This window comes from uncultured Rothia sp., from assembly GCF_937976295.1.
Taxonomy (GTDB): Bacteria; Actinomycetota; Actinomycetes; order Actinomycetales; family Micrococcaceae; genus Rothia.
In genome coordinates this window covers 16,928-33,952 of record NZ_CALJRY010000298.1, presented here as the reverse complement: position 1 = coordinate 33,952, position 17,025 = coordinate 16,928, and the positions used below count along the sequence as shown (strand labels likewise).

Genomic DNA, 17,025 nt, shown 5'->3' with positions numbered 1-17,025 from the left:
ACCTCCCCTGAACCCTCCCGTATGCCACCTGGTAATGGGCGCAGACTTTGGGCCCGCCAACCAGAAGTATGCGCTATCCAGCCTGTACGGAACGCCTCGACTGTACTTGGTAACCGGTGATGCACCGGATAGGAACCCCCAGGGGTTCTACGCCAAGCTGGCCCTTTTCGCCTCGAAACTTCGCGCCGCCGAAACCTGGAACCGTACTAAGGTGTACGTGCTAGCCTCCCACATTATTGGTGTAGCCAATGAGAAGCTGGGCCCCGGCTATGAATCATTTACCACCTACTCTGTGCCCATGAAGGGCGCGCCTGGAACCGCCAAAGGGCAGCGCGAAGAGATTGTTAACCTCAGCCTGCACAGCTCATTCAAGCCCCGCGTTTTCTGGAAGGACCACTCGGCTTTTCCCGCCGATGGTCGCGGTAAAACACCCTGCATTGAAGGCAACGATCTCATCAAATCTACCCCGGAAATTGGTTCCTCTCTGAGTGCTGAAGAAATCGCCGAGATATTCGGGAATAAGAGCACCCTGAACGTCTACATCTACCGCATTAGTGTTCCTCAGATTTTGGGTATGGGACCTCACGTTTGGGGAGCATCGCACATGCTGTGGATTTTGACGAACCACCTGCGTGAGACGGAGTATTTCCCCTTCGGCGAAGAACTGCTGCAGGACATCCAATCGGTTGAAGCGCTCTACCAAATGACCTACCAGATGGCTGCAGGTAGCCATGCCCTGACCGCCTGGCAGACGAATCGTATGCAGGCGGCCGAAGAATACCCGCAGGTAGAAGAGTTGCCGATTGACGTGGACATTGTCCAAGGAATTATCTGGGATTTTGAGTTGGCCACACGCGTGGCAGTCGAGTTTGAGGCATACGCCGAAATAGTGTACCGAGCCTCAACCTTCTCGAAGGACCCGAACGCCCAATGGTACGAGGTCACCCGTAACCCCAACATTCAGGTGGATATCAAGAACGCGGCTGAAGACGAAGCATCCGCTTCCGAGAACATGGAACAGGAGATGAACGCACAGCGGATGGCTCAGGAGCTGGCTGAAGGTGCCGAATGCACCGTTGTATTTGGCGTGTACCCCGGTATGGTGGATTACCGTCGCGGTCCGAAGGACAGCCGCTGGACGAACTGCCAGCCTCTGCGTACCGTCGCCCTCATGGCGCCGGAGGAACGCTCCTTCCGCGTTGACCAGATGAATAAGGCACTCTACGAGAGTGACGAAGCTCTGGAAATGCGAATTCGGCATATGCTCCTGCCCGGTGAGGAGGGGGTAACCCCTGACCATCACCTCGTACTCGTTTACGGGCAGGTGCCTGATATCCAGCGGGACGAAGCCCTCAACAGCCTGTTGACGCAACTTAGCGCGTACAACCCGAAGGTTATCATTCTTGAAACCGGCGCTCTGGACTACGACGAGAGGTACGAGCAGACCCCCTGCTCTACCGCGACCTACCGCACCGACGGCAAGCTCTACGAGCAGCCGATCCCTCTCTCGGAGCATTACCGTCGATGCGTGGAATGCGAACCCGGTGCGCCCTACGATGTGTCGTATCCGGCAAAATTCCAGAGCGGTACTTTCGATCATGAGGTCGCTGAGCTGACCGAGAACCTCGCCTTCACCATTCATTACGAATGGGGATTGCCGGTGACGGTACTTCGCGTGGGCTACGCATTGCCCTACCTCTACAAGACGGAAGGCACAATGCTTATTTCTCAGGCAGTCCTTCGCCGCCTGGAAGAGCTACTACCTACTCCCATCTTCGGCTCTCGTGAACGTGAGGTCATTGACGCAATGGTGCTCGACCAGTACCGAGCATTTGAAGAGAAGATGGAAACCGACCCGGATGGACGTGAAGCGCTGACGAAGGCCCGCCGCGGGGTACTACCCTGGGGCGTGTAACCGTTTGTCAGCCGTAGAGCCCGGCACACTAGCCGGGCTCTACGGGAGCCCTTACAGGAAGGCCGCAGGAAGGAAGAACAATGAACGTTGACAATAAGAAGAAGCAACCTCGCCGTGGCGTGGGTGCCACGCTGGCCATTACTCTAGCCTGCCTGCTGACCGGATGTGGAAATATCTGGGGGTACACACATCCCGATGGTAGCGGCGGAGGATTCGTGGAGAACCTCTTCCGCGGTATCCAGTTCAGCTCCTCGAGCACCCCCAAGAAGGGGAAGATCCCGGCCGATGCATACCCCGGAGCAGGGGAGAAGCGCATCCCCTCCGATGCTGTTGAGCTGCTTTCTTCAACGACCCGTAACGGGCTGACCGCTCCGATTTTCCGCTCTCCGACCGGCAACATTATTTGCCAGAATATCGACGGAAAATTTGGGTGTGGAATCGTGAACTATTACGACGATAAACCCTACGGAGTAGCAGCCGATGGCGAGCCCCTCTGGTGGATTGATTTCACCGCAGAAGAAGCACGCCTGACCTCTCACGAAACCCCTGAAACCTTTACCCAGACTGATGCCGTGCTGCTGTATAACACCAGCGTGTACAGCGGGAACATCGTCTGTGGCGCGACGGAAAAGGGCGTGACCTGCTGGGACCACACAACTGGTCACGGCGCGTTCATGAGTAGGGACTCATACACGACCTTCTAAACCTAGACGGAGCCAACCTATACGGAGCCAACCTATACGGAGCCTCAGAGATGTGGCGTTCCGTGAATAAACACTAATCGACGAGGGATGGAGAAAACGATGGGAATTGCCATCGGAATTGACCTGGGCACAACCAACTCCGCCGCTGCTGTGGTGGATCCCACCGGCGTGCCGCGGATTGTGCGAAACCGCGACGGGGCAAATACGACCCCCTCTGTAGTCCTGCTGCAGGACTACGGCGCTGGTGACGAGCCCCTGATTGGCGTTCAAGCAAAACAGCACGCAAGCCGTGTCGGTTCAGATGTTGCTCAGCATGTTAAGCGGTACATGGGCGAGTCCAGCTGGCGTTTCGACTCGGCTACGGGATCCAGCTACACCTCGGAGGAAATCTCCGCAATGATTCTGCGTCGTTTGAAAGAAGACGTCGAGATGCAGATGAACGTCCCCGTCACGGACGCGGTAATTACCGTGCCCGCATACTTTGACGATGCACGCCGCCTAGCGACCCGCCACGCCGGTGAAATTGCTGGGCTCAACGTGCTGGGTGTACTGAACGAACCCACGGCTGCGGCGCTCGCATATGGCGTCTCCACGAGGGGAAATACCCATGAGACTGTCCTGGTGTACGATCTGGGCGGCGGTACCTTTGACGTGACCATCCTGAACGTTTCAGGTGGCGATTTCACGGTTCTAGCAACGGACGGTGACCGCCGACTGGGCGGGTATGACTTCGACAGCGAACTGCAGCTCATGATCGATGAACAGGTCCGTTCGCAGGGAGGCCCCAGCTGCCTCGACGACCTGAACACTCTGAACGTAGTGCGTGAGCAGGCGGAACAGGTGAAGAAAACCCTGTCCTCGGCGCCGACTGCCACCGTACAGATCGCTGCCGGGAACGCCTCGTACCGAGTCACTATTGAGCGTGCAGAGTTTGAACGACGCATTGAGCGTCTTCTGCGCCGCACACGTGACCTGGTCATCGATACCCTGGAATCAGCGCGTCTGAACTGGTCTGACATCTCCCGTGTGCTTCTGGTCGGTGGGTCTACCCGTGTTCCTGCCGTTCGCGCAATGCTCAAGACCCTGAGCGGGAAAGAACCAGATACGAGCATCAACCCCGATGAAGCTGTAGCTCTCGGAGCAGCGGTACAGGCGGCACTTCTGGCACCGGAAAGCCAGGAGACCGTCGGATACCTTGGCGGACGCTCAGCAGTTGAAGGCTACATCGGTGCCCCGGTGCGTGTGCAGGACGTGACAAGTCAGGGACTGGGCGTGCTGGTACTGGACGAGAACGAGAAGGATGAGATCAACAGCATCATCATCCCCCGTAATACTCCCTTGCCGGCGAACGAGACGACTACTGTAAAGACCGTCTGTGACTACCAGAGCGAAGTCAAATTCCGTGTGACTCAGGGAGATGACAGGGATCCAGATTTTGTCACTCTAGTGGGTGAAGCGACCCTTCGCATGCCGCCTTACCCTAAGGGCGCACCGCTATCCATCACCTACAGCTACGATCGTGATCAGATTATCCACGCGGAGGTGAAGGACCTGACCTCCGGAATCCTTCTGGGCACGTTCAGCATCGAGCGAGTGTCCAATTTGAAGGAGGCTCAGGTGGAGGAATCAAAGAAACGAATTGGTGGCATGACCATCATGTAGGTGACGGGTAGCTATATACCCGTCGGGGCGGACGAACAGCCCTATAGCTTGATGCTCGGTACCGGGCCTCAAGCACCCCTACACAAACCATCTGTAAAACGTCTACAAAGACCGACGAGAAAGCGATGAGGACCAGCTATCGTCATGCAGAATTACTACGAAATCCTGGAGATTGAACCGAACGCAACCGAAGCACAGGTGCGTGAGGCAATCGTTCAGAAGCGTCGTTCTGCCCGGGCACGCGCGAATCACCCGAACGCAGAAAAGCGTCACGAGAGCGAACGACTGATGCAGCTGATTGCTGAGGCAGAGAAGCATCTGCTGGATCAGCAGTCTCGTGCGACCTACGATGCGAATCTTCAGAGCTCCCCGACAGCCCCGGCCGGTGGAAACGCAGGGGCTGAACAGACTGTACCTGTTCAACCGAATGAGGACCTGCAACGGCAGACCATTGACGCTCAGCAACAGGCCGAGCAGATGCGGCGTGAGATGGAACGTATGCGGCAGGAGATGCGCCGCAAGGAGCAAGAACACGAGCAGGAGCTAGAGCGTTTGCGTCAGCGTGTGCCTGACGCGCCGGATGCACCGCATCCTTCGGCGACGACACCTCCGACTCAGCCTGTTCCTAACCAGCCTCCGGTTGAGCCTGCGGTCCCTGAGCCTGCTCAGAAGAGTCAGAAGCCAGAAAAGCCGAAGAAACGTAAGGCATCTCGGAAGAAGGAGAAGCCGAAGAAAGAAGCTCCGGCTCAACGTACCCCCGCGCCGAACGAGCCCTGGAGGACTCCGTACCGCATTCTTCCTCAGCTCGAGAGGCGGGACTCGGACCCCCAGCAGCTGGAAGCAGCACAGGCAATAGTGCAGCAGGCAGGGGCCGGGCATACCCGTGAGGCGATACGTGAAGCGCGTGAAGAGTACAAGTCCGGTCGCCGTGACGCGGCGATTGTTCAGACGTACGCATGGGCTCTGCTCTACGACGTCTATCGTTGCACGTACGGCGGTTTTGCTGGGCCCAACCCTTATGCTACCTCGCGCTCGCCTCTGGGGCTGATGGTGAGTTCCGCCCAGGTTCGTTTGGCGCAGTTGCGCCTGTCCCAGCTGAAGAGGTTGCCTCTGAACGGTTTTGCTGAACTTGAGCAGGCTGTGCAGGAGGTTCGCGGAGCTGTAGCTGCCGCCCGACGACGCAGAAGCCGCCTGACCCTCATGGGGACTATGGTCACGCTTTTCCTCGCGAATTACCTGTTCCTTCCGCAGCTTGTGGAGCTACTTGGTTTGAGCGCAATTCCGGCTGATATCGCGGTATCTGTGTGGATCAAGGATCTTATACAGGTCATCCTGTTCCCGTACGTATTCATGGCGGCGGCTTTCCCCGCCCGCTGGTCCGATGACCGGTCCTTTGTGAAGCGTGCGAAGAAGAACTCTCCGTTGGCACCTCCTGTGCCGTGGTGGTACGGGGTGAAGCGAGTCGAACCGCTGACGTAGCCCTGAAACGGGACGCCGTAGTGCGAACGCCGGCTATCGAAGACATCACAAGAAACGCTAACTCACATATACATCTGCGGTATTTTGCCGCAGTAAGCATACGATTAGAAAGAGAATGACTTATGGGTATTGCAATTGGTATTGACCTGGGAACCACGAACTCTGCAGTTTCGGTGGTTCGTCCTACTGGTGTGCCTGAGGTGCTTCGCAACAAGGAAGGCGACACCGTGACCCCCTCCGTGGTGCTTTTCCAATCCTTCGGCGGTGCGGACGAGCCTCTGGTGGGCGAGCAGGCGAAGCGCCAGGCAGCGGCATTCCCCGAGGATATCGTCCAGTACGTCAAGCGTTTTATTGGCGACCCGACCTGGCGTTTTGATGCTTCTTCGGGCACCCAGTACACCGCTGAGGAAGTTTCTGCAATTATCCTGAAGCGTCTGAAGGAAGACGCTGAGCTTGCCCTGGGCGAAGAGGTCACCGACGCCGTCATCACCGTACCCGCTTATTTTGATGATGCACGTCGTACCGCCACCGCCCACGCGGGTCAGATTGCCGGCCTGAACGTTTTGCGTGTGCTGAACGAGCCGACCGCTGCAGCCCTGTCGTACGGTGTGGAAGCTGACGCCAACGGCACCGTGCTGGTGTACGACCTGGGCGGTGGCACTTTTGACGTCACTATTTTGAAGATTAGCGGTACCGAATTTGAGGTTCTGGCTACTGACGGCGACCGTAACCTGGGTGGTTTCGATTTCGATAACGCCCTGATGGAATACCTGAATAAGCGTCTGATGGAGCAGGGCGCTCCGGACGCTCTGGAAGATCCTTCCCTCACCGCTGCGTTGCGTGAGAAGGCTGAGTTTGCGAAGAAGGCGCTGTCGACTGTTCCGAAGACGAACGTGCAGTTCTCCGCCGAGGGTCAGCACTACCGTGTGCCGCTGACTCGTGAGGAGTTTGAGGAGTGCACGGTCAGCCTTCTGAACCGTACCCAGGAGGTTCTCGAGGATGTTCTGAGCGCGGCGAAGCTGACCTGGGCTGATATCGATAAGGTGCTGCTGGTGGGCGGCTCGACTCGCATGCCTGCGGTCCGAACCCTGGTGGAGCGTATCTCCGGCAAGACCCCTGAGCTCGATATTAACCCTGATGAGGCGGTTGCTCTCGGCGCTGCAGTTCAGGCAACCCTGTCTGGCGACGTGGAGGTCAGCACGGAGCAGGTTGGTTCCAAGGCAACTGTTGAGGGCTTCCTGGGCGGTAGCGTCAAGATTAGCGACGTGACCAGCCAGGCGCTGGGCATTATCCTCTACAACGCCGACGGTTCGACTTTTAACCACGTGGTGATTCCGCGTAACACTAAGGTTCCCTGCACCCACGAACAGAACACCCGAACCCTGCTCGACGGTCAGAACGCCCTGGACATTAAGGTCACTCAGGGCGAGGAACGCGACCCCGAGCTGGTGACCGTTGTTGGTACCGGCGAGCTTTCCCTGCCCGCCTACCCGAAGGGTGCGCCGCTGAAGGTCATCTACGCCTACGACGTGGACCAGACGGTTCGTGTTGAGGTGATTGACCTGACCGCTAATGCTTCTCTCGGCTCTTTCAACATTGAGCGTGTGGCCAACCTGCGACCTGAAGAAGTGCAGGAGGCGCAGCGCAAGATCGGCGGCATGGAGGTGAACTAGCCTCCCGCTACCCATGACCACCGGTGATGGAACACCGGTGAGATATGAGTATCTATGACTACTGAGAATTTTTACGAGGTTCTCGGCCTTCCACACAACGCGACGGCTGAGGACGTGGAGAAAGCGTTGCGTGAGCAACGCAAACGGTACCGACTGTTGACCAGTCACCCTGAACGCGCCAAGGCACGTGAGGGTGAGGACCGCCTGGAGTTGCTAGACCGGGTTGAGCAGACTCTGCTGAATCCTTCTGTCCGCGCCTCTTATGATGAGTCGCTGAAGCGTCGAGGATTCGCACCCCGACCTTCTGCGGAGCCTCGTTCTACGGGCGGAGATTCTAAAGAGGAACGCCTGCGCGCTGACATGCGCTACGCCTGGGAAAACGAGAACTGGAACTCTCTGGTAAAGTTCGCTCAGGCAATGCACCGGATTCGTCCCGATGATGTTGAAGCGTGGGAGAAACTGGCGGCGGCGTACCTGTGGGGCGATTGGGACTACAACCGTCGCCGAGATGTCATGCACGCTATTTCGCAGGCACGCCGTTACGGTTCGGAGCACGAGGAATTCCTCCTCATGATGGAGCGCAGCCTGGCTCAACGCGACGGAGACCACGAGCGCGTCATGGGTATCAACCGTCAGCTGATGGCTCTGAAACCGGGAGACACCGACTACATCAGCGACTTCATCATCAGTCGTTGGAATGCGGGACAGCACGCTGAAGCTCTGCAAGATGCGGATAACGCACTTGCGGCATACCCCGATAACCCGCAGATGTTACGTCTGCACGCCATCATCCACATGGAGGAGGCAGACTCCCACGGCGTTATCTATAACGGGATAACCATCATCAACTCGAAAGAGCAGGTGAAGGCGATTCGTTCGAGCCTGTCAAAGGTCCGGGACGCGTACCTGCTTCCCTACGATTTGATGCAGAAGTACCGGAACATTGAAGAGAACATGCGTTTTGCCCGCCGCCGTCCTTTTACCTTCGGAAGGCTGGTGCGCTTTGTGGTGACGTTCTTTGCAGGGTCTTTGGTCCTGAGCGTCATTTGGGCGCTCCTGCAGGGGGCGATCCGTTCGTCAAACCAGGCTGCTTACGACACGATCAACGGATACATGACGCTGGTGACGTTCATCCTTCTTCCCCTCTTTGCTTTCTATACTTCGTTCCCGCCCTATTGGAAGACCAACCAGAGGGCTTTAACGGGGCAGGGGTATGACCCCACTCGAACTGCAACGGGAATTCTGGGCGTCATCCTGATGATTTTCGGTATCTTCATCCGAAGCTTGAGTAGGCTGGGCCGTTAAGGAAAGCCGTCAAAGAACGCAGGGGAGAGCACCTATCTTCCTTGATGCTCCCGCTCTGTCAGCCGTAGCGGCTTCAGAGCGGGGGCGTACCGCAAGCATTGATAACTGTGAAAGGAGATGTGACCGTGTCAACGTATGACCCTCAGGACGCTGTCGTCCCTGAGCCTGAACTGTGGCCGGTTAGTGGCGAGGCAAAAGAAAAGCCTCCGCACGAGGAAACGCATGAGGGGGTGACAGACACCGCGAAGGAGGAAGCCCCTCAGCCTACCTCACCTTTTGTGACTGAAGATTTTGAGGTACGCGTGCTTGGCCAGCTCGCTGAGCTGAATCAGCGTTTTGCGCAGCGTATAGCGGAGGACGGCGCTAAGAACCAGCTCATTCGTTCCGTGCAGGCTAGCCTGCAGGAGCGTGACGAACGAGCTTCAGGTGAGGCGTACCGTTCCCTCTTCCGCGATGTACTCAACGCCCTGGACCGTCTGCTGAATCAGGAAGCGAGCGCATCGCTGAGCGAGTCTGTTGCCGACGAGATCGTCAGCATTTTTGAGATCCGCGGACTGCAGCGCATCGATGCGGTGGGTAAGTTCAATCCGGCAATCCACGAGGTTTCGGGTGTGGTTCCTTCTGCGCCCGATTACCCTGCAGGTACCGTGGTATCGGTGGAGCGGGAAGGGTATATTCTGGGCGACCGGACTTTGCGTCCCGCTCGTGTAATCGTGGCGAGGGATATGCCGAACCGTCAGCCCGCCGCCTCTAGCGGAACGGCTACTACCCGCCCTCAGGATGCGGCTGAAAACGGTACCGGGGATATTGGAGAGGATGACCGCACCATCCCGCTTCCTACTGTGCCGAATAACCCTGTGCTGAATAACCCCTCCGGCATGTAGCCTTTTGGCGATTCAATAGTTTGTGCCTGACTCTTCGTGGTCAGGCACAACCTGTATTGAGCGTCATAAAACAGCGAAAAGCCCCGACTGCCTCCCCCTGTAGCGGGGCAGAAGCAGCCGGGGCTTCGCTAGTGCGCGGGCCGTGCCGTCAGGCGACGGGTACTGCGATTAGGCGGTCGGATTAGGCGGTCGGAACGTCTTCGTCAACCCATTCGAGGGTGCGGGAGACAGCCTTCTTCCACAGGCGGTACTGACGGTCAACCTCTGCGGGCTCCATGGAGGGCAGCCAGCGCTTGTCCTCAGCCCAGTTGTCCACAACATCCTGCTCGCCGGTCCAGAAACCAACAGCGATACCCGCAGCGTATGCAGCGCCCAGAGCGGTGGTCTCAACAACCTTCGGGCGGATCACAGGGACGCCGAGGATGTCAGCCTGGAACTGCATGAGGAACTCGTTAGCGGTCATGCCGCCGTCCACGCGCAGCTCGGAGAGCTCAACGCCGGAGTCAGCGTTCATTGCGTCCAGAACCTCGCGGGTCTGGAATGCGGTTGCTTCCAGCGCTGCACGCACGATGTGTGCGCGGTTCACGTAGCGGGTCAGGCCAACGATGACGCCACGAGCGTCGGAACGCCAGTGAGGCGCGAACAGGCCGGAGAACGCGGGAACAACGTAGCAGCCACCGGAGTCCTTGACGGAGGTAGCCAGCTCTTCAGATTCTGCAGCGTGCTCGATCATGCGCAGGTTGTCGCGCAGCCACTGGATCAGGGAGCCGCTCATTGCGACCGAGCCTTCCAGAGCGTAGACGGGAGCTGCGTCGCCAATCTTGTAGGCGACAGTGGTCAGCAGGCCGTTGTTGGAGAAGACGGGCTCGTTGCCGGTGTTCATGAGCATGAAGTTACCGGTACCGTAGGTGTTCTTCGCCATGCCCTTCTCGAAGCAAGCCTGACCGAAGGTTGCAGCCTGCTGGTCGCCGAGGATACCCGCGATGGGGGTTCCCCTGAGCAGGCCGGTTGCGCGGCCGAAGCCGTACACCTCGGAGGAGGACTTGATCTCGGGCAGCATGCTCATGGGGATACCCATGTCTGCGGCAATCTGCGGATCCCATTCGAGGGTGCGGATGTTCATCAGCAGGGTACGGGATGCGTTGGTTACGTCGGTGACGTGAACGCCGCCGTCAACACCACCGGTCAGGTTCCAGACCAGCCAGGTGTCGGTGTTGCCGAAGAGCAGGTCGCCGCGCTCTGCGCGCTCGCGTGCGCCTTCAACGTTGTCCAGGATCCACTTGATCTTGGGGCCGGAGAAGTAGGTGGAGAGGTTCAGACCGACGATGTCGTGGTACTTGCCAACGCCCTCTTCGCCTGCGAGTTCTTCAACGATTTCCTGGGTGCGGGTGTCCTGCCAGACGATTGCGTTGTAGACGGGCTCGCCGGTGTTCTTGTCCCACACGACGGTGGTTTCACGCTGGTTGGTGATGCCGACTGCAGCGATTTCGTGGTGGTTGATTTCGCCGTTTGCCATTGCGGTTGCTACGACCTTGCGGACGTTCTGCCAAATCTCGGTTGCGTCGTGCTCGACCCAGCCTGCCTTGGGGAAGATCTGCTCGTGCTCGAGCTGACCTTGTGCTACGTTCTCACCTGCCTTGTTGAACAGAATCGCGCGGGAGCTGGTGGTGCCCTGGTCGATGGAGAGGATGTACTTGCGCTCGGTGTCGAGGGTTGCGGAGTGCAGAGAAGTCGTCATTGATTTTTCCTTAGAACTAAAAGACGGGGTTTTGAGAGGTCTACAGGGGCAGAACTGCCGGGACGATCAGGCCGGCGAGGATTGCGCCGATGATCGGGCCAACAACCGGAACCCATGCGTAAGCCCAGTTGGAGCCGGTCTTACCGGGGATGGGCAGGAAGGTGTAGGCGATACGGGGACCGAGGTCACGGGCGGGGTTGATAGCGTAACCGGTTGCGCCACCGAGGCTCATACCGATAGAAACAACGACCAGGGCAACAGCCAGGGGGCCGAGCTGGGCGGGGGTCTTACCGGAGGCGATGACCCAACCAACCAGGACGAAGGTGCCGAAGATCTCGGTGACGAGGTTCCAGCCGTAGGACTTGATGGCGGGGCCGGTGGAGAAGATGCCGAGGCGGTCGCCCGGGTCCTCATCGAAGTGCTTCTTGTAGGTGAGGTACGCTGCGGTTGCGCCGGCCATTGCGCCGAGCATCTGAGCGACGATGTACAGGGCGATGTTGCCTGCGGTTGCGGGAACACCGGTTGCCAGGTCACGGCCTGCTGCCGCCAGGCCGGCGGTCACTGCGGGGTTCAGGTGTGCGCCGGAGAGGAAGGAGAGGTACACGGCGGTGAACACTGCCAGACCCCAGCCGAAGGTGATAACAACCCAGCCTGCGTCCTTAGCGTAGGACTTCTTGAGGGTCACTGCGGCACATACGCCGGCACCGAGCAGGATCAGGATGAAGGTGCCGAAGAATTCGGAAGCGAAGATTCCGAGGGCGGTGGGGGCGCCGGATGCATCCACGAGAGCGGATGAGCCGGCTGCAAGTACAGTTCCTGCGGAAGCAAGAAGAGACATTGATGCTCCTTGAAGACGAAGCGTCTGGAAGGCAAGCGAACCTTTGCTTGCGTATTCCCGTGCATCCTCACCGCACGGGCGGATCGGGGCACAACGCTGTGCTGAAATGTGTAGCGGTTGCTACGAAAAGTTGATAGATGTTTCTGGCTGAGAAGCAGCTCGTACCAGTGGGCTAACCCTGTATTTAACTCGCTGCTTCTTGATCAGGGGATTATCGTAAACGGTTATTTAACCGTCCGTCCACCCCTCACCAAAATGTGAGATAACTCATAGTAGATCAGGGGTGAACGGTTGGTTCGTGCTGAAAAAACGGTTACGAAAGGTGCGCGAAAACTCTAAGGATTAGAGCTTCACACGGGGTGCCACGGGGGTGACAGCCTCAATCTTTGCCGATGCCTCAGCGTCGGTGGAGGTGGACTCAGCCTCGCGCATTGCTGCAACGCGTGCTGCGTAGAGGTCGAGTTCTTCCTTAACCTTCTTGTCGTCCCAGCCGAGCTCGGCACGCATGATCTCGAGGATCTCGTCTGCTGCTGCCAGGCCGCGGTCGCGCTGCTCGAGGTCGAGGCGTACGCGGCGGACAAGGACGTCCTCCAGGTGCAGGGCACCTTCGTAGCGGACAGCGAAAACGACGTCTGCACGCAGGAACTGGGGCGCCTTAGCCAGGGGAGCACCGAGGGAGGGGTCAGCGTCGATGAGAGCGCCGAGGTCCTCAATCTGTGCGCCGTAACGCTCGAGCAGGTGGGTGATGCGGTCCTCATCCCAGCCGTAACGCTCTGCGTAGCGTGCACGGTTAGCGGCGATTGCGTGGTAGCCCTCTGCACCGACCAGGCCGATGGTTGCGGTCACGGAGGGGTTCTGCTTAGCCTGCTCGCCCAGTGCGAAGTCGACAGCGTCGGCAGCCATGACACGGTAGGTGGTGAGCTTGCCGCCTGCGATTGCGCTCATGCCGGGTGCAACCTCGGTCACGGTGTGCTCGCGGGAAACCTTGGTGGATGCTGCGCCGTCCTTGACCTTGGGCTGCAGCAGCGGGCGCAGACCGGTGTAGGTGCCGATGATGTCTTCGCGGGTCAGCGGGTTAGCGAGCAGCTTGTTAGCCTGCATCAGGACGTAGTCGATGTCCTTGCTGGTTGCGACGGGGCGCTCACGGTCCTCGGTGTAGGGGGTGTCGGTGGTGCCGATGATCCAGTAACGCTGCCAGGGGATGATGAAGAGAACGGACTTCTCGGTCTTGGTGAAGATACCGCTGGTTGCGTTGATGCGGTCGCGGGGAACCACGATGTGGATACCCTTGGATGCCAGAACCTCCAGGCCGCCGTCGGGGTTAGCCAGGGACTCGGACTCTTCGGTCCACACGCCGGTTGCGTTGATGACGTGCTTTGCGCGTACGTTCAGGCGCTCGCCGGTCTCCAGGTCTGCCAGCTCTGCGCCGATGACGCGGCCGGATGCGTCCTTGGTGAAGCCGACAACCTGGGTGCGGGATGCAGCCAGTGCGCCGTAGCCTGCAGCGGTGCGGACGACGTCGATGACGAGGCGTGCGTCGTCAACGCGTGCATCGTAGAACTGGATTGCGCCGCTGAATGCGGAGTCCTTGATGTCGGGGAAGACGGTCTTGGTGCCGGTCTTGGTGAAGTGACGCTGGGAGGGGACGCCCTTGTGGCCGCGGGAGCCGAGGAATGCGAGGGTGTCGTACATGCCGATGCCGATTGCGGAGTATGCGCGCTCGATGACGGGCATCTTCAGGGGCCACAGGAAGGGCTGTGCGTGCACGAGGTGGGGTGCAATCTTGTTCAGCAGCAGGCCGCGCTCGGTCAGTGCTTCGGTCACGAGCTTGAAGTCGAGGTTGTAGAGGTAGCGCAGGCCGCCGTGAACGAGCTTGGAGGACCATGCACTGGTGCCTGCAGCCCAGTCACCTGCTTCGACGATGCCGGTGCGCAGACCGCGGGTTGCTGCGTCAAGGGCAATACCTGCGCCGGTGATGCCGCCGCCGACGACCAGAATGTCGAGTTCTTCGTTGACCATGCTCTTGAGTGCCTTGGCGCGGGACTCAGCGGTCAGCTGGGACTGCTGTGCAATGTGCTGGGAGCTCATGTAGTGCTCTTTCTTCTCGTGCCGCGTGCGCGGCGTGGGGTTTCATCTTGCATTTAGTAAAACCCAATGGTGAAATAATAACCAAGTAGCATGAACGGATTTTCACTGGGGGCCTGCGACCGATGAACGAACGCGCTAACCACACTTACGAGGCGGCGCAGCTGTACTACATCCACAACATGACGATGGATGCTATCGCAGCTCGTCTGGGAGTCTCCCGCGCCACCGTGTCGCGCCTCCTTAAAAGTGCTCGTGAAAGCGGCATGGTGCAGATCCGCCTGGATGATTCCTTCCGTACCCGCAGTGAGCTGGAGCGCCGCATCGGCGAGCGCTATAAGGTGCGCGTTACCCTCGTGAATGTCCGTTCGGATGCCACTCCGATTGCTCGCATGAGCCAGGTGTCCCGCACCGCGGCGGCGCTACTTGATTCTCTGATTGACAATGGAACGAGTCTGGGTGTGGCGTGGGGTTCGACCATGACTGAGATTTCTCGTCATCTGCCGCGCCGCCCCCTGAAGGGTGTAACGGTCGTGCAGCTGAACGGTGCCGGTAACGCGCATCATTCGGGTATTCCGTACCTGGGTTCGCTGCTGGGGCAGTTGGTGAATGCCTACGATGCGCAGGCTATCCATTTCCCGGTTCCCGCGTTCTTCGACTATGCGGAGACGAAGACCGCCATGTGGCGTGAGCGTAGCGTGCAGAAGAATCTGCATGCCCAGCAGAACGTTGACCTCGCTATTTTTGGTGTGGGCGCTTTTGGTGGGCCTATCCCTTCTCACGTGTATTCGGGTGGCTATTTTGAGGCGCAGGAGCAGCGTCAGCTGCGTGAGCTGGGCGTTGTGGGGGATATGTGCACGATTCTTCTGCGTGAGGACGGCTCGTGGGCTGATTTGGAGCTGAATAAGCGCGCGTCCGGTCCGACTCCGAAGGAGCTGGCTCGTATTCCGCGCCGTATTTGCGTTGCGTCCGGTACTCACCGTGTGCGTGCTTTGCGCGGTGCCTTGCGTACGGGTGCGATTACCGACTTGGTTCTTGACGATGCTCTGGCGAAGGCGCTCATGGAGAAGTAGCTGAAATTATCGCCGCGGGCATGAGGTCCGCGGATGTGAGGTTCGCGGGGCATGAAGGTCCGTGGTTATGGGTTAATAAGGGCACTTTGATTCTGAAAGGGTCGCGCTGAGAGCTTGCCCGCTGAAGCTCTCAAGTGCCGCCTGAACAATGTTTCAAGGTGCCCTTGAGTGTCGTCAAAAACTGCTTTCTGACCCTACAATGTGAAACGTTTGCGCACGTGAAAGCGCATATTGCTGCACTCCATTGAAGGCGTGCGCCACTCACCGTTAGAAAGAACCAACCATGACCCCCACCTATAACGCCCAGGCGAATCCGCACCTGGGCGCACCCGGCATTACCACCATGCACGGTGATGCCCAGTCTTCTGACGCTACTCCTCTTGCCGGCCCCGGCGCAGGCAATTGGACGATTACCGGCACGAAGCTCGGCGGCGCCTGCCCGACGATCCTTGCTGGACGCGACGGCTTCATTCAGGTGCTCTGCACCCAGGTCTTCGCCCACGGTGAGTTCATCACCCCGAAGCTCTCCATCCTTGATCCGCATACCGGTCGTGAACTTTCGCATCTGGACATCCCGAAGGGCGCACTGCTCGGCGGTGTGTACGCCTACCTTGATGCGCAGGACCGCATGGTTCTGGTGGACGGCTCTCAGTGCCTGCTGCGCCTCTCCCACTCTGCTGACGGACGCAGCATCCGAGTTGATGAGCGTATTGACCTGAGCCGCATGCTCGCCCAGAGCGCCAATGACGCTGTGGTTGGTCTGGTGCCCGACTGGTCCGGTCGCATTTGGGTTGCGACGAAGAACGGCTACATCGCGGTGATTGATTCTGCCCGCGGCACGATCCGTTCGATGCGCCTGAATAAGGCGTCGATTGCCGGTGAACGTATCGATAACTCGATTTCGGCGTGCCCGCAGGGCGTGAGCGTGGTGACCTCGCACGCAATTTATATGCTGAACGCTACCGCAACCGGTGCGCCGACTCTCAAATGGTGGCATGCGTACGATCGGGGTAGCGCCCGCAAGCCCGGTAAGCTCGCGTGGGGATCCGGCGCCTCCCCGACGTTCTTTGGTCCGAACGGTTCGGATTATGTGATGCTGACCGATAACTCTGATATTCAGGAGTCGGTCATTGTGTACCGCACCGATAACGGTGTGAAGGTCGGTAGCGCAGGCCTGTTTACTGCCGGTACCTCTGGCACCGAGAACTCCATGATCGGTGTGGGTAACACGATGGTCGGTGCAAGCACCTACGGCTACCCCTACCCGAAGTACCCGGAGGGTGCCGGCCCGTCGGTTCCTGCGAACGCGCTTTTTGCCCCCGGTATGGAGCGTTGGGATATTACCGACCGCGGTCTGCGTAAAATCTGGGATCGTAAGGATGTGTACTCTTCGGCTGTTCCTCGCTATTCCGCCGCTGACGGCCTGATTTACACCTGTGAGCGTCGCCGCGGCCCGGCTGGTTTGGCGAATGGCGCCTACGCGTGGGCTGTCGCGCTGGACATGGAAACCGGTAAGACGATGCACGAGCAGCGCCTGCCTCAGCACGTGAGCCTGCTGCTCGGCGGTGGTGACACCCTGCAGATGGTGGGCACGATTGACCGTTACGGCACCTGGTGGCAGGGCACGATTAGCGGCGTGTACCGTATCGCGAAGGCTTAGGGGAGTAGA

At 58.9% G+C, this 17,025-nt stretch carries 11 protein-coding genes and 1 pseudogene; 9 read left to right on the top strand and 3 right to left on the bottom strand.

The genetic code is table 11. The features are described 5' to 3' along the window. From Q0216_RS08080 to grpE, 7 genes and pseudogenes are all read left to right on the top strand, one after another. A pseudogene (locus Q0216_RS08080) lies at nt 1-1,915 on the top strand (hypothetical protein); the annotation flags it as partial. 80 nt (nt 1,916-1,995) lie between these two features. Next, a complete protein-coding gene (locus tag Q0216_RS08075) occupies nt 1,996-2,619 on the top strand; it encodes a hypothetical protein (RefSeq protein ID WP_298594393.1) in 624 nt (207 codons plus the stop codon). Between the two features lie 99 nt (nt 2,620-2,718). After that, nucleotides 2,719-4,281, top strand: a complete 1,563-nt coding sequence (locus Q0216_RS08070; protein ID WP_298594391.1) for an Hsp70 family protein — start codon at nt 2,719-2,721, stop codon at nt 4,279-4,281. Nucleotides 4,282-4,425: 144 nt separating this feature from the next. Next, nucleotides 4,426-5,760 carry a DnaJ domain-containing protein gene (locus tag Q0216_RS08065; RefSeq protein WP_298594390.1) on the top strand — a complete coding sequence of 445 codons (1,335 nt, stop codon included), beginning with the start codon at nt 4,426-4,428 and terminating at the stop codon, nt 5,758-5,760. A gap of 122 nt (nt 5,761-5,882) precedes the next feature. Then, the gene (locus tag Q0216_RS08060; protein WP_298594388.1) at nt 5,883-7,433 is read left to right on the top strand and encodes an Hsp70 family protein; all 1,551 of its coding nucleotides are present in this window, start codon (nt 5,883-5,885) and stop codon (nt 7,431-7,433) included. A gap of 54 nt (nt 7,434-7,487) precedes the next feature. Next, entirely contained in the window at nt 7,488-8,738 is a 1,251-nt protein-coding gene (locus tag Q0216_RS08055; RefSeq protein WP_298594387.1) for a DnaJ domain-containing protein, read from the top strand. A gap of 119 nt (nt 8,739-8,857) precedes the next feature. After that, on the top strand, nt 8,858-9,622 hold the full coding sequence (gene grpE, locus Q0216_RS08050) for a nucleotide exchange factor GrpE (RefSeq protein WP_298594386.1): 765 nt from the start codon (nt 8,858-8,860) through the stop codon (nt 9,620-9,622). A gap of 181 nt (nt 9,623-9,803) precedes the next feature. Here grpE and glpK read toward each other — a convergent pair whose 3' ends face one another. The 3 genes from glpK to Q0216_RS08035 form a co-directional block, all read right to left on the bottom strand. Continuing rightward, nucleotides 9,804-11,360, bottom strand: coding sequence for a glycerol kinase GlpK (gene glpK, locus Q0216_RS08045; RefSeq protein ID WP_298594384.1), 1,557 nt, complete (start codon nt 11,358-11,360; stop codon nt 9,804-9,806). A 40-nt stretch (nt 11,361-11,400) separates the two neighbouring features. Further along, on the bottom strand, nt 11,401-12,198 hold the full coding sequence (locus Q0216_RS08040) for an MIP/aquaporin family protein (RefSeq protein WP_298594382.1): 798 nt from the start codon (nt 12,196-12,198) through the stop codon (nt 11,401-11,403). Between the two features lie 342 nt (nt 12,199-12,540). Then, nucleotides 12,541-14,286 (bottom strand): glycerol-3-phosphate dehydrogenase/oxidase, encoded by a 1,746-nt coding sequence (locus Q0216_RS08035; RefSeq protein WP_298594380.1) that lies wholly within the window; start codon nt 14,284-14,286, stop codon nt 12,541-12,543. Nucleotides 14,287-14,408: 122 nt separating this feature from the next. On the opposite strand from Q0216_RS08035, the gene Q0216_RS08030 reads away from it, so the two are divergent. Both Q0216_RS08030 and Q0216_RS08025 read left to right on the top strand, forming a co-directional pair. Next, nucleotides 14,409-15,356, top strand: coding sequence for a sugar-binding transcriptional regulator (locus Q0216_RS08030; RefSeq protein WP_298594378.1), 948 nt, complete (start codon nt 14,409-14,411; stop codon nt 15,354-15,356). A gap of 283 nt (nt 15,357-15,639) precedes the next feature. Beyond that, entirely contained in the window at nt 15,640-17,016 is a 1,377-nt protein-coding gene (locus Q0216_RS08025; protein WP_298594376.1) for a 6-pyruvoyl tetrahydrobiopterin synthase, read from the top strand. Nucleotides 17,017-17,025 lie beyond the last annotated feature (9 nt).

Excerpts from the sequence above, each read along its gene's own strand:
- Q0216_RS08075 (WP_298594393.1), top strand. The coding sequence starts at position 1,996 with ATGAACGTTGACAATAAGAAGAAGCAACCTCGCCGTGGCGTGGGTGCC.
- Q0216_RS08070 (WP_298594391.1), top strand. The coding sequence starts at position 2,719 with ATGGGAATTGCCATCGGAATTGACCTGGGCACAACCAACTCCGCCGCT.
- Q0216_RS08065 (WP_298594390.1), top strand. The coding sequence starts at position 4,426 with ATGCAGAATTACTACGAAATCCTGGAGATTGAACCGAACGCAACCGAA.
- Q0216_RS08060 (WP_298594388.1), top strand. The coding sequence starts at position 5,883 with ATGGGTATTGCAATTGGTATTGACCTGGGAACCACGAACTCTGCAGTT.
- Q0216_RS08055 (WP_298594387.1), top strand. The coding sequence starts at position 7,488 with ATGACTACTGAGAATTTTTACGAGGTTCTCGGCCTTCCACACAACGCG.
- glpK (WP_298594384.1), bottom strand. The coding sequence starts at position 11,360 with ATGACGACTTCTCTGCACTCCGCAACCCTCGACACCGAGCGCAAGTAC.
- Q0216_RS08040 (WP_298594382.1), bottom strand. The coding sequence starts at position 12,198 with ATGTCTCTTCTTGCTTCCGCAGGAACTGTACTTGCAGCCGGCTCATCC.
- Q0216_RS08035 (WP_298594380.1), bottom strand. The coding sequence starts at position 14,286 with ATGAGCTCCCAGCACATTGCACAGCAGTCCCAGCTGACCGCTGAGTCC.
- Q0216_RS08030 (WP_298594378.1), top strand. The coding sequence starts at position 14,409 with ATGAACGAACGCGCTAACCACACTTACGAGGCGGCGCAGCTGTACTAC.
- Q0216_RS08025 (WP_298594376.1), top strand. The coding sequence starts at position 15,640 with ATGACCCCCACCTATAACGCCCAGGCGAATCCGCACCTGGGCGCACCC.